At 40.1% G+C, this 16,715-nt stretch carries 24 protein-coding genes; 22 read left to right on the top strand and 2 right to left on the bottom strand.

The window, feature by feature from the left end; translation table 11 throughout:
• Positions 1-181: 181 nt before the first annotated feature.
• Positions 182-1,309, bottom strand: a complete 1,128-nt coding sequence (locus EYW48_RS07320) for a tyrosine-type recombinase/integrase (RefSeq protein ID WP_277432163.1) — start codon at positions 1,307-1,309, stop codon at positions 182-184.
• 296 nt (positions 1,310-1,605) lie between these two features.
• Here EYW48_RS07320 and EYW48_RS07315 point away from each other — a divergent pair, with 296 nt between their 5' ends.
• From EYW48_RS07315 to EYW48_RS07215, 21 genes are all read left to right on the top strand, one after another.
• Positions 1,606-2,658: a hypothetical protein gene (locus EYW48_RS07315; protein WP_277432162.1), complete on the top strand. Its 1,053-nt coding sequence runs from the start codon at positions 1,606-1,608 to the stop codon at positions 2,656-2,658.
• Positions 2,659-2,751: 93 nt separating this feature from the next.
• Positions 2,752-2,982, top strand: a complete 231-nt coding sequence (locus EYW48_RS07310) for a hypothetical protein (protein WP_277432161.1) — start codon at positions 2,752-2,754, stop codon at positions 2,980-2,982.
• 18 nt (positions 2,983-3,000) lie between these two features.
• The gene (locus tag EYW48_RS07305) at positions 3,001-3,279 is read left to right on the top strand and encodes a hypothetical protein (RefSeq protein WP_277432160.1); all 279 of its coding nucleotides are present in this window, start codon (positions 3,001-3,003) and stop codon (positions 3,277-3,279) included.
• A gap of 12 nt (positions 3,280-3,291) precedes the next feature.
• A complete protein-coding gene (locus tag EYW48_RS07300) occupies positions 3,292-3,531 on the top strand; it encodes a hypothetical protein (protein ID WP_277432159.1) in 240 nt (79 codons plus the stop codon).
• A complete protein-coding gene (locus EYW48_RS07295) occupies positions 3,509-4,024 on the top strand; it encodes a hypothetical protein (RefSeq protein ID WP_277432158.1) in 516 nt (171 codons plus the stop codon). Before EYW48_RS07300 ends, EYW48_RS07295 begins: the two co-directional genes overlap by 23 nt.
• A 23-nt stretch (positions 4,025-4,047) precedes the next feature.
• Positions 4,048-4,296, top strand: coding sequence for a hypothetical protein (locus EYW48_RS07290; protein ID WP_277432157.1), 249 nt, complete (start codon positions 4,048-4,050; stop codon positions 4,294-4,296).
• 18 nt (positions 4,297-4,314) lie between these two features.
• A complete protein-coding gene (locus EYW48_RS07285) occupies positions 4,315-4,644 on the top strand; it encodes a hypothetical protein (protein WP_277432156.1) in 330 nt (109 codons plus the stop codon).
• A gap of 330 nt (positions 4,645-4,974) precedes the next feature.
• A complete protein-coding gene (locus EYW48_RS07280) occupies positions 4,975-5,298 on the top strand; it encodes a hypothetical protein (RefSeq protein WP_277432155.1) in 324 nt (107 codons plus the stop codon).
• A 3-nt stretch (positions 5,299-5,301) separates the two neighbouring features.
• On the top strand, positions 5,302-5,727 hold the full coding sequence (locus EYW48_RS07275) for a hypothetical protein (RefSeq protein ID WP_277432154.1): 426 nt from the start codon (positions 5,302-5,304) through the stop codon (positions 5,725-5,727).
• Between the two features lie 201 nt (positions 5,728-5,928).
• Positions 5,929-6,138: a hypothetical protein gene (locus EYW48_RS07270; protein WP_277432153.1), complete on the top strand. Its 210-nt coding sequence runs from the start codon at positions 5,929-5,931 to the stop codon at positions 6,136-6,138.
• A gap of 572 nt (positions 6,139-6,710) precedes the next feature.
• Complete coding sequence (locus tag EYW48_RS07265) at positions 6,711-6,917, top strand: hypothetical protein (RefSeq protein ID WP_277432152.1); 207 nt, start codon at positions 6,711-6,713, stop codon at positions 6,915-6,917.
• Positions 6,918-6,972: 55 nt separating this feature from the next.
• Positions 6,973-7,503: a hypothetical protein gene (locus EYW48_RS07260; protein WP_277432151.1), complete on the top strand. Its 531-nt coding sequence runs from the start codon at positions 6,973-6,975 to the stop codon at positions 7,501-7,503.
• A 332-nt stretch (positions 7,504-7,835) separates the two neighbouring features.
• Positions 7,836-8,207 carry a JAB domain-containing protein gene (locus EYW48_RS07255; RefSeq protein WP_277432201.1) on the top strand — a complete coding sequence of 124 codons (372 nt, stop codon included), beginning with the start codon at positions 7,836-7,838 and terminating at the stop codon, positions 8,205-8,207.
• A 40-nt stretch (positions 8,208-8,247) separates the two neighbouring features.
• A complete protein-coding gene (locus EYW48_RS07250) occupies positions 8,248-8,736 on the top strand; it encodes a hypothetical protein (protein ID WP_277432150.1) in 489 nt (162 codons plus the stop codon).
• A 182-nt stretch (positions 8,737-8,918) separates the two neighbouring features.
• Positions 8,919-9,416, top strand: a complete 498-nt coding sequence (locus EYW48_RS07245) for a hypothetical protein (protein ID WP_277432149.1) — start codon at positions 8,919-8,921, stop codon at positions 9,414-9,416.
• 53 nt (positions 9,417-9,469) lie between these two features.
• Positions 9,470-10,021, top strand: coding sequence for a hypothetical protein (locus EYW48_RS07240; RefSeq protein WP_277432148.1), 552 nt, complete (start codon positions 9,470-9,472; stop codon positions 10,019-10,021).
• Between the two features lie 607 nt (positions 10,022-10,628).
• On the top strand, positions 10,629-11,132 hold the full coding sequence (locus tag EYW48_RS07235; protein WP_277432200.1) for a Fe3+-citrate ABC transporter substrate-binding protein: 504 nt from the start codon (positions 10,629-10,631) through the stop codon (positions 11,130-11,132).
• Between the two features lie 275 nt (positions 11,133-11,407).
• A complete protein-coding gene (locus EYW48_RS07230) occupies positions 11,408-11,836 on the top strand; it encodes a hypothetical protein (protein ID WP_277432147.1) in 429 nt (142 codons plus the stop codon).
• A 239-nt stretch (positions 11,837-12,075) separates the two neighbouring features.
• Positions 12,076-13,593, top strand: coding sequence for a hypothetical protein (locus tag EYW48_RS07225; RefSeq protein ID WP_277432146.1), 1,518 nt, complete (start codon positions 12,076-12,078; stop codon positions 13,591-13,593).
• Positions 13,594-13,789: 196 nt separating this feature from the next.
• Positions 13,790-14,539, top strand: a complete 750-nt coding sequence (locus tag EYW48_RS07220; RefSeq protein WP_277432145.1) for a hypothetical protein — start codon at positions 13,790-13,792, stop codon at positions 14,537-14,539.
• Between the two features lie 273 nt (positions 14,540-14,812).
• The gene (locus EYW48_RS07215) at positions 14,813-15,370 is read left to right on the top strand and encodes a hypothetical protein (protein ID WP_277432144.1); all 558 of its coding nucleotides are present in this window, start codon (positions 14,813-14,815) and stop codon (positions 15,368-15,370) included.
• Between the two features lie 69 nt (positions 15,371-15,439).
• Here EYW48_RS07215 and EYW48_RS07210 read toward each other — a convergent pair whose 3' ends face one another.
• Positions 15,440-16,018, bottom strand: a complete 579-nt coding sequence (locus EYW48_RS07210) for a TfoX/Sxy family DNA transformation protein (protein ID WP_277432143.1) — start codon at positions 16,016-16,018, stop codon at positions 15,440-15,442.
• A gap of 401 nt (positions 16,019-16,419) precedes the next feature.
• On the opposite strand from EYW48_RS07210, the gene EYW48_RS07205 reads away from it, so the two are divergent.
• On the top strand, positions 16,420-16,680 hold the full coding sequence (locus tag EYW48_RS07205) for a hypothetical protein (protein ID WP_277432142.1): 261 nt from the start codon (positions 16,420-16,422) through the stop codon (positions 16,678-16,680).
• Positions 16,681-16,715: the final 35 nt, after the last annotated feature.

The raw sequence follows: 16,715 nt of genomic DNA, 5'->3' as shown, positions 1-16,715 counted from the left end.
ATTTGCCACTTATCCATCGGGAAAACGAGTTTTCTCTTACAGCTTTAATGGAAAACGGTGGTGGCCTGTTAGTTACGAGAAACCTGTAAGTATTTTTGGAAAAGTAGATTAGAAAGCGATGTTCAGTATGACTCTTTAAAACTATCTGACAACATGGCTTTGCTGAGAATGAAGTCATCAGTTATTTCGAAAACAGCTTTGATTGGTTTAATGCATTGGCACTATTTGCGTAATCTAACTCTCGAACGTATCGTTGAACCATTTCGCTACTACTCCAATCCCCTAACTGCATCAGTTGTGCATCACTCATCCCCGACATGAAGGCATCTTGTACTCCGCCCGTACGACCAGAGTGGCCAGTCCAAGGTTTTGGGTTGGGCGATTGAAATACAATGCCTTTTGATTGGGCAAATAAATATAAACTGGAAAGAGATCTATCGATAGTTTGCCCACTCATCGGGACGCCTGGACTGAGCAGCTTACCTGTTTTGGACATTTGAGAAAAAATATAGCCGTCCGATTGTATCTGACTGCTTATTTCATACAAATACAAGCGCATAATACCAGCAAAAACTCCGATGATTAGCTTTGAGGCGACATTCGCACTGGTTTTCGAATGTGTACGCTCTATTAAAACGGTATTATCTGGTCGAACGATGACATCTTTACGTCGAATTCGACCAATTTCAGATTCACGTAACATCGTTGAATATGCGCAACACGCTAATGCCAAATTCCGAAGATTATGTGGCTGATCAATGGGTAATGTTTCAATAATGGCTAGAAGATCCCGTCCCCGCATTCCAAAGGCTTGCCGTTGTCGGTAACTAGATTTGGTTAGTTCAGCTTGGTCTTTTTTAAGACTGGACATAAAAGCTACGACCTCCCTCGCATCAAATGGATGTGCAACTCCAATCCATTTTAGTAAGTAAGTCATTTGGGCCCGGTATTGACGAATAGTTTCAACGGACTTTTGGTTTTTAAATCGCTCATAACGAAGCCATCCGAGGACGTATTCTTTCGTTACAGGAAAAGCAAAAACATTACGCTCTTGACAGTATCGATCCCAAGTTCTGAGAACGGATGCCAACATATATATCGATGAAACTGCCAATCCTCCGCGATCTAGTTCAAATGCCATCAGCCCTTCAATGATTTTTTTAGCATCTGGACTGTTAGGGTCAATTGACTGAGATAGATCTGGCAATGATACCCCCATCCTTTTTAGAGATCGCTCGGGCTTGATAGCGATGTCCTCATTGCGAATATCTAACTGACTTTTTCGCAGGGCAGGAAAGTGACCATTCATGAACAAATCCTCTCGATTAATCTTAACTTTTAAAGTGTTACACCGTCACCACTTTAGGGGTGAGCAACGCCATGGTTTTATGTCAGAAGCAGTTTATAACTGTAATTATAGATTGCCTCTGACAAAACAATACTAACCCCCCTCAAAGGTTGCGTAAAGCCTTATCTCACGGGCGTTAGCGCCGATTCTGTGACCGATATTTATGTACTTTGTTTGTATGTCGGCTATAATAAAACAAACAAACAAACAAACAAACAAACAAACAAATGTTTGTTCTCAAATTTGGAGTTTAAAAAATGGCCAGAGAAGTCACATTTACAGCAGAGCAAGTGATTCAAGCGGCTCACAAGCTACTTGAAGCTAAAAAAAGTGTTAATGGCACGAGTCTAAGAAATATCATTGGCAATGGTCGTCCAGCTAAGTTGATGGAGATGTACATTAGCCTCCAAGCGAGCGGCAAAATTGTTGAGTTTGAACAGGAAGTGGCCACCATTAATGAAACTCATGAATTGCCCCCCGAAGTGGCAGGCATGAAAGCAACCATAATGGGTGATATGGATACCTTAATTCAGAGAATTAACGACATTGCTCACAGCACTGTGGAGGGGCGTCTTAATCACGCCATTGCGCAAGCCAATGCCGCAGCATCTGAGGCTGCTCAACGCATATCTGAAATGGAGGTACTCATGGAGGGTGCGTATGATGAAACGGAAGATACTCGGGAGGAATTATCGCAAGCGTTGGCAACGATCATTAAATTAGAATCTCAAAACAAGGCGCTCACTTCAGAGCTGGCGGCAGCGAACACTAAAATTGATGAACGCACGCAACGTAATTATGAGCTTCAACAAGAGGTGAATGAATCTCATGCTCGCAATGAAACATTGGAAAGTAAGTCGTTAGCATTGGTTAGTGATCTGAACGTGGTCAAGAATTCAGAACAAAAGCTAATTGAGCAATTGAGCTCGGCGCAACAAGAAAACAAAGAGTTAAGTGGAGAGTTGACGTTATCTAAAACGGAGCGCGCTCGATCGGAAGGTGAGTTAAACTCTAAGAAAAAGGAGCTAGCGTCGATCGAGAAGCAGCGAAATGCCGTCCAAGATAAAGTCAATGCATTACTAGAAGAGAATTCCAACCATAAATCCAGCGTAGCAACTCTTAATAAGCAAGTCTTGATGCTTGAAGATGAGCTTCAAGAGTCAAAATCAGCAATAGTGAAACTCAATTCTGAAATTAAAGAGCAAAACCAACTATATCGTGCGGAAACGAAAGAGCTTAATAAAAAAATATTAGAGTTAACCAGTTCCTTATCTCTAGAACAGAATAGACTTAATAGTAGTCAAAATTAATGATGGCCTTAATTAGCTAGCTGAGGGGAAGCTTGGCGCTGTTAAAGCTGCATTTCGTGGCGCACCACGACTAACAACACAATAGGGGAAGTTATGAAAGATGCAGAACAAATAGCGAAACGCATTGTTAACCTGATACCAAGTGAGCAGTTACCCTATGACGAGGGTGCAGCAGCATATAAAAGCAAAGCGTCTCTGACTAAAAATCCTTACTTAGAATCAGATTTTAAAAATAGTGAATGGGCCAAAGGGTGGATGGCAGAGTGTGATATGGATGATAGTGATTCATACGATTGGTCAGCTAACAAATTTAAAGAAAATTGAACCTTGAGGGGAAATTACGTGAAAAGTATCACCGAAGAAATGCACAAACATCACACGATGCTTCAAGGCGCTGGCAATTACATTCCAAGAGTAGGCACTAAAACTGTGCAGGTGCAGCAAGATCTTGATGAATACCTAGCTCTTAAAGGTAAGAATGCAGCATACAAAGAGTGGCTACATAAACTCAATCGAAATGACAAGTTACCTCGCGGCAAGTTCTTCAAAGGCAAGAAGGCTGGTAAGCCAATTATTCTAATGGATGAATTTTGGCAATTTTGCTCAAAATCAGAATCTTAGGGGGAAAATAATATGGCTAGATGGCACAAAGAAACTAAGCATCGTTGCAAACACAAAGGGTTTGTATTTGAGTTTGATACCGCCGCTGAACTTGGAAAAATGGTCGCGGAATCTGGTTGTCCAATGTCAAATCCCTACGATCCTGATTGTACTGATTATGATGACTTTGCCGAGGCTTTCCATGCGGTTCGTGAAAGCAAGAAAAAGCATCTTAAAGGGGGAAAATCAGATGAAATTTGGCAAAGCAGTTGATCTTGTTGAGCAAATCCAAGCATTGATATCTAAGTATGGGACTAATCTTGAAGTGGCTTTCTCTATTGAAAGCGACATTTTGAATGACGCGAATGACGCGAATGATAGCGTGATTGGCGCTATAAAAGTAGATGTTGTTGAGCAATCAAAAACTCCTCGACTTGATCTAACGTTTGACACTAATTACGGTTCGTTTGTGGTTGAAGTGCTTGGGGAAGCCAAATACAAAACACCCGATTACGAAATCGTAGAAATCGAAAAGTACCAAGAGGATGCTTTGAGCAAGTTAGATATTGCAGGTCGCATGTACGAGCAAGTAGATCTAGCTCAACTCATCGAGAATGACGAGTTCCAATCTCTTTCCGAGTTGAATGAATATCTGAAAACTCAATCAACTAAGTTGAATTCGATTTTGAAGTTGCCCTATGAAGAATGGGTAATGACTGAGAATTGTTGTTTAGATATCGACTCTACATTAGCAAAGTCTAAATAAATCAGTTTCAAGGGGAAAGTAGTTTGTGTAACGAAAGCGAAGCTTATTCAGCAATTGCAAAATTTGTGGCTAGTGCCATTTTCTTGTTGGTTTACATCTATTTAGTACAACATTCTCAAGACCTTTTGGTTCTTTCAATTGTGGGACTAGGTTTTATCGTATCTCTAATTCAAGGCTTGAGATCTGTATTGATAAAACCACGTAGCAAAGAAAACTTGCCAGAAAAAAGAATCTTTTCAAAAGGCAAAGAAATAACTAATGTGGCGCAGTGAATAATCAGAGGAATTATCATGATACTTAATGAAGAACAAAAACTGAGCCTTGAGGCTGGCGAATTTATCCACACCATTGCAAACCTCTTAATTGATGGAAACATAAAAATGGAGAATATCAACGCACACCGTAGCGAAGTAATCATGGAAATAAGCGAAGCTCTACGACGTTCTGCAGTGGTTGATGCAGATGCGCCAGTACTTTTGGCAGACGGTATTAAACTTTCTGAATATCCACGCTCTGCGTGGATTGATCTGGCTACCCGCATTCTTTGCGAATGTGATCTAAATAGTTCGAGTTCTGACATTATGAAGGCCGTCAGCCGTCAGCCGTCAGCCGTCAGGTAAATAGGGAAAGTACATGAAATATGCACAAGGTGAAGTGTCATTTGAGTTTAAGGCACTGGTAAAAGAAGCGGTAAAAAGTGCCTAATCCATATAAGTTGATCTGCGAACAATTCTATTTCATTGGGTATGAACAGCTTTTTCTGTCACGAAAGTTTAGGCGCGCTATTGCCAAGACTGAAATGCATCGAGCATGGTTAGCGGGAAATCAAGGAAACATTGGTGTGGTAGAAGGCGTTCTTTATAGAGAATGGTTCACTAATCGCAAGCATCATACAAATGCTACTTTCAAGCAGCTATGGCGCTGCATAAGTCGATAACGAGGAAGAAGAAATGCAGCACTTAATGGGCTATTTAACCGGCTATCTTGATGGTTGTGATGAAAAACAAAGTGGCCGTTTGTCACCTTCAAAAAATTACGACAATTCAGCTTGGGTAATTGAAATAACACAAAGGTTAGAGGTTCGTAACAGTGATGACTGCATAGAAAGATCATACGTTACGGCAATCAAGCGATGCGGTACGAATTGCTCAATTACTACTTCTTTTGATAATGCGAAGGTTTACAAAAACCGTAAGCACTTTCAAAAACTACTAGATTTTTTTGAACAGTCTGGAATCGCCTATAAACTAATTCCAGTCGAAGATAAGGGGTGATTCGTGAGTATTCAAACAGCTAAAGAACACCAATCTAAGCTAATTCGAGTTGAAACGTTGATGCATAGGCACGACTTGAAGAGCGAGGAAGAAGCCGAGCTAAATCAGTTAGTCGATGCAATCCAAGCTTACGAAGATATCCATTATCCGATAACAAACAACAAACTTTCTGACACCGTGATTAGTGCTATCACATGGAACAGCCCTGTGGGGGAAGTTCCTAGCGACTGGATCGAGAAGTGGACAGTCATTGGCTTTTATACGCTACGTGTTTGGTACTCATTTGGTTATTTTGAAGCGTCACTTACTCACAATGAAAATGACGCTCGTTCTAGACTGGACATTGGCGAACCAGAAGATTTAAAGGCCGCTTGTGAGAAAGCAGCCGAGGTTGCGATCAAGTCAATGACCAAGCAACAAAATTCTTAACCAAGGGGAAACGATACAACTATCAATGATATAAGGCTGGATATCCGCTAAGTCTTTGGTTGTTATTCTCTGTTTTATTGGTAGTGGTATCAGTATTCAAGCCACTATTTTTAGGTAGTAAAATATGGTTGGGTAACCCCATTTTGGCATAACGTTTGGTTGACTATCTGCAAGTCAAAGAATTTTAAGTAGGGAAAGGGCATGTATAGCACTCAAGCTATTGAGAACATTAGAAAGTCATTACAAGATAACAACGGTGTTAATTTGGCTTTCTGTGTTTGCGATAACCAGAAGTTTAACTCAATTGTACTGGCCTATCGTAATAATGAGATCTCGCTTGAAAGTGCGACTCAAAAAGCGCTATCAACCATTATCGAGCAACCAAAAAAAAGAAGGAAAGCTTGTGGCTGATTCTAAAATACTACCTAACAAGACAAAATCCTGTTAGTATCGATTGGCAGTATTGCTTACCCACACTCACATTTCTGTGAACAATCACCTCTTAATATTTATCCAGAAAGCCCATATCTAAACCTTCAAAACACCTTGAAGTTTCAGATATGAGGATTTTGTACATTTGTACAAAACGTCACTGCCGATGGAGTGACACCGCATCTGCGCGGTTCGGCTTAGAAACTTAACCCCGGAAGGGGCTACAAGGAGATAACAGTGAACATTTACTTAGACTACTTCTGTAGTCGATTCTTAGTTTGGTTGGTTTGTATTCGTCCGTACAATGGTTCGGTTTTCCAATTATATGGTGATTTACAAGCTATAGATGAATGGGTGTATATTGCGAAAATGTATAGCGGCCTTTGTTTTTTAGGGTCGGTTATAGATGTGTTAAATATGAACCAATGGATCATGTTAGCTATAACGCTTTTCTGTTACACAACATGTTCTATTGTCGAACGACTCGAACTACTAGCGGAATGTATTCTTGATAACAATTCTACTATCTTGATTAATTAAGGAGCTATATTGTGGATACCCAACTCATAAATGAACTCCGATTAATGCTTTCTGACTGGAAAGATCAAGAAGAAGAAGCCAAACAATTCGCAAAAGACAAACCAGAATACCGTCAGCATTTTGAAGGTAAGGTGACCGCTTTCTCGCAGCACCGTATCGAACTGGAAGTGCTTTTGACAAAACTAGGTAAAACATACCCCACGACTATTGATGGCTAAACATTTAGCTCTCAAAGAGAAATTTGCCCGAAAGGGCGTTTATTAGGAGAAAACTATGAAACATGCGTTGAGAAAATTGTCCGATGAATCGAAATGGATCTCTAATTTGTATCGTGAGTCTGATTTTGAATCGGATTTACACATGGCAAATAAATACAAAGGTAAAGATTTTATCTGGTTAGATCGTGAACATGGCAGTCTCTTGTTTCCGCTTAAATCTGGTATTAATCCGATATTCCTAAGTAATTACAAAGATTCTGAAAAGGCTGAATGGCACTTCATCAGCTCAAAGGGAGAGATAGCCACGCTTACTGCTGAAGAAGCAATTCAACTGGCCTATCAATCACCTTTGAGAGCGACCACATTTGGTTGTGTTAATGTTCAAGTTCAAGCGTTATTGAATGATATTATCGTTAGAACAAGTGGATTAACTGAATGTCACATTCAAGGTACTGAGCCCAATACATGGACAGCATATCTTGAGTGGTTTCGGTCCTCTAGAAATCATGTGATGATCAAAGTAATGAATGAAGCCATTCGTTTATGTACAGAAGCAAAAAACGCGAACGATGCTCTTAGTTTTTAGGACAACGTTGTATTTAATACCCTTCGGGGTATTTAAAAAATTCACTTGAGAGTACATTTTTTAAATACTCAGTTTTATGCTTAGGCATAGAAATCACCCATCCGAACGGGTGAGCTGCAATCGTGCAGTGTCGGAATAAATAGACCAATAGCTCGAAAGGGCAATTTAAGGAGAAAATGAATATGTTATACACTAAATCCCCAATGTCTTTGGCCGGGTCTTTCGAATTAAAAGAAGCGAGCATCCACGATGCTGCCGAAATCTATGGGAAAGACATTATTATCAACAAAGCATTAGAGTTGGTGCAGTTAGATCTTAAAAGAAGCAAAGTTATGTTTACATCCCCATCTGATGGATATCGTAAACTCATGGAACTAGAGCTATGCAATCGTGATCGAGAGCGGTTTTTGGTGATTTATCTGGATCAACAGCACCGCTTTTTGAGTTCTAAGGTGTTATTCGAAGGAACGATCGATGCGGCTGCAGTTTACCCTCGCGTAGTTGTAGCGGAAGCTTTGAAGCTCAACAGTGCAGCTCTGCTCCTTTGTCACAACCATCCGTCTGGGAAAGTATCCCCATCACAGGCTGATAGGAAAATAACGAGGCGGATTTCTGAAGCATTGGCGCTTATGGATATTCGCTTGCTTGACCATTACATTGTTGGCGATGAATTTTATTCATTTGCAGAACATGGGATTCTTTAATTTTAATTTGACTCGAAAGGGTTTTAGTAAGGAGATAATGATGAAAAAAGAAACACTCTACTTGGTGGATATCAATTGTAAGTTTGCAGTTGTAGGTGCGTTTATCGCACAAGTGCGACAGATTAAGGGAGAGCAAATAGTGATCACTTCTTTTAATGAAGGATTAACTGTGAGTGAGTACCTTAAAAAGTATTACGATGCAGACGAACTAAAAACTATGAATATCAAGGTATTTACTCGCTCAGAGTTCGATGCATTTATCAATATTCATGCATCCAAGCTAAAAACGATAAATCCAATCACTCAGGTTAAATTCAACAATATGATTGAAATTTTGCCTCCGTGTAAATGGACTTTCTGTGATGGAGTTGAAATGTTCTTCGTTTCAGAGAGAATTTGCAACGATTTAGTTAGTTGGTTTTGTCGAATTGGTGCTGATTACTACGAGTTAGTGGATGACGCCACAATGACGCCTCTATCGATAGCAGAACGCTTGAAGGGGTTCATTGCTACGTTGGAGCCTGCTTAAGTCTATCAATCTTAATACCCCTTACGGGGTATTTCTATAAGTGATTTAACCAAGTCGCGTATAGAAATACTCAGTTTTATGCTTAAGCATAGAAATCACCCATCCGAACGGGTGAGCTGCAATCGTGCAGTGTCGGAATAATCTACCCAACATCTCGAAAGAGAACATTTAAGGAGAAAATCATGTGGAATAAGACAGTCGAAGTTTTTATTGATAAACCAACCAATACTTGGGCGTTCATTAATTACTTGAAGTCATTAAACAAAAATCAAGCAGAAAAATTGGTCGATGATATTTTTGGTGAGCTTTACTGGATTGAACGGGGTGCCTCATGGGTAAAACCAAACCAGGACAAGCGTTACATTTCTAGAGCTCAGAAATTAATGAAGATAATAAATCGACTTATTAGCAATGGTTTCTTTCAACCGGAACTAACGAGATTAGGTAATACGATTGAACGATCTTTTGTTGACCAATTCGAAACGTTTTTTGCGGAATTGAAGGACAAGACTTATGACTGGCTATATGGTGACTGTATTAGCTGCTGTATAACTGTGGAGGATGATCTCCAAATCATGAGCTACTGCGAAGGTGATGTCACGGTCGTGACATGCCCTGATATTTCAATGTTTCATCAAGAAAGAGACTGTTATTTATCATGGGCTCGTGAAAATTGTTAACACCGTTAAATACCCAGACTTATGTCTGAAAAGACTGTTCAAAGGAGAAAATTATGACAAAGTTGACTATCTATAGATCTGAACATGGTTCATACAACGAAGCATTGGCTTGTGGTGGACTTTACACTACCTCCAATGATGCTTTAGTTCCTGAGTTCATATCTGGCGATCTATCTCTTTACTTATCGGATATTTATGATTGTATTCGTGCAGTAATCGATGCCTCGGGGCGTGATGACCTGATTTGTGGCAGCGCTATACATGGGATTTTCTGGACACTAGAAGATCTCATTAATTACGCCTCAGTTCATGGCTCATTACCTGAAAAAAACTATCCAAAAGAAGTCTCTCATTTAGCCGAACTAGCCCACAAGGGCTGTGGTTTGATATATGAGCTTTTTGAAGAAAGATATAACGATAGTATCGATAAATTGGTAGATGGTTTGCCTCAGCATGTCAAAACTCAAGTTTTCAAACTTGCGAAAGAACATGGTTTTGTTGAACCTCAACAAAGACATGCAGAAACAATGTTTGAAAGTAATAATGACAACTATTGTAGACATGGTATTGATCGGGATTGCTGCCCTGCTGGTTGTGGGGAATAGATTACCTTTCTGCCATCGACCATGATGAAGAATCATATATTGCTTTAAATACTCATACCTCGCTTGCCGGGGTATTTCTCCAGTCAACTTAGATAGTAGGCTGCAGAAATGCCCTTGTACGGGGTTTGAAGCCCAATGGAACGAAAACGTACGCTAAGCAAAATCATCCTGATCTGACGGCTGTTTAAGCGGTCTTAACTCACCATTTAAAACCTGTTCGGCCAATGTAAATGAATAATGCCCCAGCATATTCACATGTTTATGGCTGAGTGGTGATAGCCTTGCAATGTCTTCATCTTGTACACATTGAGTTGATAGCTCGAACACGGTAACTAAGCGTCACCAACGTTCATGTAACCACCAAATCGGTGATGCCGAGTTGGTTACCCGCAAAATAAATAAGAAACCCATAAAATCATAGATATTGCATTGTAATATTCTGCTGTATTGTTCGAAAATGCCATGGACTTATAGCCTGGCAGCGTTGCAAATCAGAAACTAGCGGTCTCATTCGTGGTGTTGTAAGGCTACTGATTGATGATATGGTAATTAGTCGTGGTTGGTGTTTCATCTACGTCAACACTGAATATAAGTGTTATAGAAAATGATTAAAAAAAGTAATTACGAGACAAATACAGGGCATCGTTTCATTTCCGAAACCAATACAGCATACAAAATCCATATTCATTGCCCCGATGATAGTGTCCTCCATATGTCTGTTGGATATTTAAAGTGCGGTAAATCAAAAGGACTTCGTAAAGCTGTTGCTCTGCGTAATAGGCATGGGTTTGACATGTGGGGGAAGTATTGGAAGATTGTATTGAGACAACCAGAGGTCTTTACAAGGCTACCTCATTCATTGGAGCCAAAGGTTATCCATAAGCCCAGGCCAACCAAATTAGAGCCAGATAGGACCAAGCCATATTACATCGCAAAATGGGTTGTATATGGTGAAGGCACCAAAAAGACTAGAAGTGTATTGGCATCAATTGATCGTTACGGAAAGCTAGCGGCTTACAGCAAGGCAAAGAAAGCTCTAATGAACGCCAATAAACATAATTTAGGGATATTGTCATACATGGGAAGGGTAGGCATTTTAGATTTGAAATAACATTTAGTGGATGGGGTCTCGCATCATTTCATCTACATCAAAATACTGATATTATCACTAAGCTATCAACTTTAGCCTCTACTCTCACGTTGCCGTGAACACCTCTTGATACCTAGAAATGCCTCATTTAATGCATAGCTAAGCGCTTATTGTTTAGCTATGCAAGATTTTATGCTTAGGCATAGAAATCGCCTATTCGACTAGGGGCGAACTGCAGTAGTGCAGCATCGAAAATAAATTTACCAATACCCGAAAGGGACATTTAAGGAGATAACATGGCTAACCATACCGATCATCAATGCATGATCAAAACGTGTGCCGCCCACCGCTTTTCTAGCATGTCTAACATGGCATTATCGACCAAGCAAATTATAGATAATGAAGTGGAAGTGGTGCATGTGCCTGATGGCATAGGTTCAAACTTTGCTGCATGGTTTTTGCGAATTGGGGACGATTTTTTTGAAGTGATCGCTGATGATTCGCAACCGTTAACATTGGTTGTGGATAAAGTTTTAGCCTATCAAGAATCGGAAACAGCGAAACTATCAATGGCTAGACAGCTTTGGAAAGATTTGGGAAACACGCACGTTAATGACAATGATGAAATCTTGTCGAAATGGCAGGGATTTCAAGCTGGTACTAACCGATTTGAAATCTGGCAATGGTTTGAAAGCCATTTTGGTGTTTCAATTCAAATATTGTGAAGCGACAAGACCTTGTGGCCACTTTAAATACTGTTTGAAAAGACAATAGCAATAAGATAACCCAAACATAGTGAGAGCTCCTGCTTTCACTATGTTTAAGTCTTTATTGGAAAAGCACTCCCAATAAAGATTTTTACTCATAGAGTAAAACCGTTACCACCGCTTGGGTAGCGACTGCAATTGTGCAGTGCGGAAACATAAACAGAACTTGGTTCGAAAGGACTTTATTAGGAGAAAATATGAGTTTACAACTTGATTTATGGTCAGTGGATTATCAACTTAACATTCACGTACAACCTAAAGAGCGATACTCAAATTCAATGTCGATGCTTCGGCATAAACGAGATGGTGTGATGTCTGGTAACGTGTTTCGTTCCTTGTCATCGGAGTCCCATGTCTATGGCAATGGGTGGAAAGCTATGCCGATCAAGGTTGGGGATCAAACCATTTTTGGTGTCTTTGAGATGGACAGACATCTGCGCTTTGACAAATTTCAACTGGCTGCATTTGCAATTGAAGAAATCGAAGGGCGAATTTGTTTGACTCTGCGTCGTAAGGATAAATGCGTCATTATTGAAGAGTTCAATAATGACTCCATTAAAAAGTCACTACAGCGCGTGGCATCAGAAGGCTATATAGAGTCTTTACATGGCTATCGTTATTGTGCAACGGATGCGTTTGATCTATTTCCGTTTCATGATGTGTTTAAATCCTCTTTAACGAATCGAATTCGTACTGTGGGATTTAAAGCATTACCCATTGATCTCACCGATGAATTTCAACAAATCGTTAAAGAGCACATAATCGGGGAGCGATATCGACTTGAGTTAGTGGGTGATCCTCATGGTGTAATGCGTCTCTTGGTTAAGTATGAGCTTATTATTGGTGGATTTACGGTGGCATTTATTGATGGCCACTCTATCCCTGATGATATTCGGCAGTTAATCGTTGATGAAGCAACAATAAAACCGTCAATTAAAACGTTAGCACCGAAAACGCAGCAAGACTCTTCGTTAAACAGCGAACTGTCTCAGTTGCTGATTATTGGTGATGACCGAGTTAATTTACCAAACCAAAAACTCAATCATTACGTGAGAATTAAATCACTATTGGTAGAGGCTGGTGGGCGTTATCGCGAAAATGGATTTGATTTTTCAGATCGCTCCGCGACAGCTGTTGTTGCGGAATTAATCCTTGGTAACCGTGTTCGAGCCATGCATAAAGAGTTTGCCTTTTTTGGCACACCTAGGTTTTGGAGTGAACGAGTTGTTGGTATTTTAAAATGCTGCCAATCACCACAAGCAATAATATTTGAACCACATGCTGGTGAGGGTGCTATCGCTGATGAGGTGAGAAATAGAGGTATTGAGCCGATCGTGAATGAACTTTGGTCTACAAATGCTAAAAAACTGGCAGATAAGGGATACAAGCCTTTCGAGCTGGATTTTTTAGATATGAATCCAAGTGATATCGGTGGACGTGTTGATGCTGTTGTTGGTAACCCCCCATGGGGAAACCGAGTAGATATTCAACACTTCATGCATTGTTTGACGTTTTTGAAACCCGGTGGGGAAATTTCGATGATCTTGTCGGAATCCGCATTAGATAACACCCATATTAAAGCGGTTCGGGAGTTTAATGATTTTCTAAAACGACATGACGCAATAATTGAAAGAGTCCCTAAAAATACCTTTGAAAACACAGCGGTTGGTGGTTTTCATATTTACATTGATAACTACCAAGCAAGCGAAAGCTAAGAACAAGGAGAAAATGGATTTTTATGTAGCCTAGCGATTTAAAGCAGGCAAAACATACAATTAGTCATAAATATGGGCAATGGAGAGCTTCGGCTCCCATTGCTTATTAATCATTTAACGAAAGTGCCAATAGTTTGTTTGCATTTTCGTTAAGTGCGTTAGGGTGATTCTAATTTAATCGCAATGGGATAATAAAATGAAAGGTATAACTTCAACCGTAGCAATGCTCTCTCTTGCATTGTTGAGCGCATGCAAGAGCTCTGACCATCAAGAAAAAACTGCCACGTTATGTACTACCGTAGAAAATTCAAAAATCCAGCCAGGCGAAACGGGTTTCCGCAGCGTAAACCTAACATCAAGCGCTAACAATACATTAATAGGTTATACCGATAGCGGCCAAATCGTACCTCACAGCGAGTGTTCTGCTGCAAAAGTGGTACAGCTATTATCGGGGACGATGTACTCATGGTTTGAGTTCGGTCAACCTATTGAGAAAGATGGGGTACATTCCATTCTGTATTACACCAACCTTAATCAGACGCTATCAACAAAAACTGCTCGCCTAGAAAAAGAGGGCCGTTGGCAGACACAATGGGCTGAAGGTGGCAAGATCACAAAGCAAGAGTGGACGAAAGAACCGCAATTCAGTTTGGTTGAAGCGGTAAATGATTTTGAAGGGGACGGAATCAAACAGACGGTGATAACGACTGGAAAAATAACTAAAACCAAGCGATTCAATGCTAATAGCCAACAGTATGATTGTATGTGGAATAATGATGGTGTGTTGACTAGCGATATGGGATGTTCAAATGAGATCTCTAATGACTTATCGATTATTGGTTTAATGGTGGATAGCGATAGCTATTTGCAGACACTGACCAGTGCAACGATAACATATGAAACCGACCCTGATGAGTTATGGGAAGATATCAATCGATATTGGTAGTGAGAAATGGTATACGCCTAGATGAGCAAAAAATTTAACAAGCGAAATCGTTATGTGTCAGCCTCAGAAATTGGGGCTGTTACTTTCTGTGAAACGGCTTTTTATCACCAATGCAATGGCACAAAAAGTTCTTATCTCAATCAGTCACAGAGAATGAGAGGGAATATAGCCCATAAGGAACTGGCGATATCCGTTCAAAAGGATGCGAAACAACAATCTCTACTTTATAGAATATGGCGCTGGCTGTTACGCTTGATTGGGGTGAGTCAATAAATGCAAGAAATCATCAATCAACTTCAAGCCTATTGGTTGGAGATCTTAATTGGAACACTTTCTTGTGTGCTAGCGTTTCGCTTGTCCATTGCTTTGCTCTCGCGCATTTATTTTGCTGTCTATCCATTACCTATGAATCAATTTGGTTTTCGTGGGAAGTTGGTGTATTGCGATGATAGCCCAATGGCCAAAGTGTTCGTAAGCCACAAGTACGAACTGAGTGCGAAGCCTGACTTCATCTACAAAATATGGTGGAATAAGTATGCCATAGTTGAATATAAATCACGGGTTGGCAAAGTAAAACAATCCGATATTAACCAATTTCTTGCGAGTGTGGTTGCAGTGAGAAGTCACTACAACATAAGAGAGGGGTATATCGTTACCGGACAGGATGTTAGGCATTTCGAGTTAGAAAAATCAACACGTTCCATATACGCACAAATCGCACATTTACACAAAATCGCACGTCGGATTAAGCATCGGGGGTGTAAACCTAAATTCTCACGTAACCAAAACTGCAACAATTGTGGTTACAAAGGTGCTTGCCATCAAGATTGATAAAATAGCTTCAATCACTCGATACACACCCGAATTACCCTTATCCAAAATGAACATCAAAACAAGACACTAAGCGGCCTGTGTTGCTTCGATTTGATGATTAAGCGCATCAATGTCTCGCTCATTCAGTAATGAATAATGAACGCCCAAAATTGCGCCTTGGAGTTTATACAAAATTTGTTCCGAATAATCAGGGTTGCGTTTTTTGAGTTCGAGGTAAGCGGCTACTGCTCCCTTATGACGTAGATCTGAGAATGTCAGTATTCCAATGCTAGCTAGTTTTCGTTCGATCGAAACGGACATGTTAGCTTGATCTCTTAGTCTAGATTTTGTTGCCTCCTTATCTAAAACAGCAAAGTCGTATGCATCCCTGACATACCAATCAAGCTTATTAGTTTCTTTAGGGAGTTGGTAATATCGAGTTTTCACCGGATTTGCATGGTTCTTCTTACAGAAAGAATAAGATGGACACCCCTGAAGAGTGAAATAAGATTCCGTTTTAGAGTTTGTGCGAAGATAAACGACATCTTTAGCGATTAACGCACACATCACCCCATTAATAAAAATCCCTCTTTCTCCAAACATCGACAGTATAGATACCCTCCCAATAGCTTCAAAGTGTGGTTTTAGCATTGCATATGAGTACATTGGCATTATCCATTACATAAGGTTTATACTCTGTTAACGCTCAATGAGTGTGTGTTAACTAAATACAATAACCATTCATAGGGCATTTTATTCGCCAAGCCGATAACATTTGGGTTGTCCAATAGATATGTTGATATTGCAATCTATACCCACACTGGCTAATATGTGAGAACGCAAGCATCAGCTTACTATCACTTCTCTCTCACTTCTCGTGAACATTAACCTCCTATTTGTAGTCTTCATTGATAAAATACTGAGCATTTATGCCATTAAATTTTACCAATGAAGATTTCTTGCTCTCTGAGCAGAAAACGTCACCACCGCCTAGGTGATACTGCAATTGTGCAGTTGCGGAACGCTTACATTCAGCTACTCGAAAGGGTATTTAAAAGGAGAAAACGATGTTTACTAACGGAAAATGTTTCTTGAACGCGTGGTTAACGAAAACTTCAGTTGTTATTGGAGATGATTTTGAAAAAGTCTACAAGTCAGCAAAAAAAGTATTGCGAAATAGCCATGCTCACCTGCGTAACGCTCGTTTTAATTACATGACTCAACGAGACATGCATGCACACGATGCATTACAGGAAGCAAAATGTAATTACGAACAAGCTAAAACCTATGTTTTACGCCATATCATTCGTAAGCAACCTTGCGCTTAGAATCGACTCGAAAGAGGTAGTTTATTAGGAGAAAA

The sequence above is a fragment of the Vibrio sp. 1180_3 genome (genome assembly GCF_029478545.1).
Classification (GTDB): Bacteria; Pseudomonadota; Gammaproteobacteria; order Enterobacterales; family Vibrionaceae; genus Vibrio; species Vibrio aestuarianus.
This window is presented reverse-complemented; position numbering and strand designations above follow the sequence as displayed.

What these genes read in the sequence shown, in the direction of transcription:
- EYW48_RS07320 (WP_277432163.1), bottom strand. Translation starts at nt 1,309, where the DNA reads ATGAATGGTCACTTTCCTGCCCTGCGAAAAAGTCAGTTAGATATTCGC.
- EYW48_RS07315 (WP_277432162.1), top strand. Translation starts at nt 1,606, where the DNA reads ATGGCCAGAGAAGTCACATTTACAGCAGAGCAAGTGATTCAAGCGGCT.
- EYW48_RS07310 (WP_277432161.1), top strand. Translation starts at nt 2,752, where the DNA reads ATGAAAGATGCAGAACAAATAGCGAAACGCATTGTTAACCTGATACCA.
- EYW48_RS07300 (WP_277432159.1), top strand. Translation starts at nt 3,292, where the DNA reads ATGGCTAGATGGCACAAAGAAACTAAGCATCGTTGCAAACACAAAGGG.
- EYW48_RS07295 (WP_277432158.1), top strand. Translation starts at nt 3,509, where the DNA reads ATGAAATTTGGCAAAGCAGTTGATCTTGTTGAGCAAATCCAAGCATTG.
- EYW48_RS07285 (WP_277432156.1), top strand. Translation starts at nt 4,315, where the DNA reads ATGATACTTAATGAAGAACAAAAACTGAGCCTTGAGGCTGGCGAATTT.
- EYW48_RS07280 (WP_277432155.1), top strand. Translation starts at nt 4,975, where the DNA reads ATGCAGCACTTAATGGGCTATTTAACCGGCTATCTTGATGGTTGTGAT.
- EYW48_RS07270 (WP_277432153.1), top strand. Translation starts at nt 5,929, where the DNA reads ATGTATAGCACTCAAGCTATTGAGAACATTAGAAAGTCATTACAAGAT.
- EYW48_RS07260 (WP_277432151.1), top strand. Translation starts at nt 6,973, where the DNA reads ATGAAACATGCGTTGAGAAAATTGTCCGATGAATCGAAATGGATCTCT.
- EYW48_RS07255 (WP_277432201.1), top strand. Translation starts at nt 7,836, where the DNA reads ATGTTTACATCCCCATCTGATGGATATCGTAAACTCATGGAACTAGAG.
- EYW48_RS07250 (WP_277432150.1), top strand. Translation starts at nt 8,248, where the DNA reads ATGAAAAAAGAAACACTCTACTTGGTGGATATCAATTGTAAGTTTGCA.
- EYW48_RS07245 (WP_277432149.1), top strand. Translation starts at nt 8,919, where the DNA reads ATGTGGAATAAGACAGTCGAAGTTTTTATTGATAAACCAACCAATACT.
- EYW48_RS07240 (WP_277432148.1), top strand. Translation starts at nt 9,470, where the DNA reads ATGACAAAGTTGACTATCTATAGATCTGAACATGGTTCATACAACGAA.
- EYW48_RS07230 (WP_277432147.1), top strand. Translation starts at nt 11,408, where the DNA reads ATGGCTAACCATACCGATCATCAATGCATGATCAAAACGTGTGCCGCC.
- EYW48_RS07225 (WP_277432146.1), top strand. Translation starts at nt 12,076, where the DNA reads ATGAGTTTACAACTTGATTTATGGTCAGTGGATTATCAACTTAACATT.
- EYW48_RS07220 (WP_277432145.1), top strand. Translation starts at nt 13,790, where the DNA reads ATGAAAGGTATAACTTCAACCGTAGCAATGCTCTCTCTTGCATTGTTG.
- EYW48_RS07215 (WP_277432144.1), top strand. Translation starts at nt 14,813, where the DNA reads ATGCAAGAAATCATCAATCAACTTCAAGCCTATTGGTTGGAGATCTTA.
- EYW48_RS07210 (WP_277432143.1), bottom strand. Translation starts at nt 16,018, where the DNA reads ATGTACTCATATGCAATGCTAAAACCACACTTTGAAGCTATTGGGAGG.
- EYW48_RS07205 (WP_277432142.1), top strand. Translation starts at nt 16,420, where the DNA reads ATGTTTACTAACGGAAAATGTTTCTTGAACGCGTGGTTAACGAAAACT.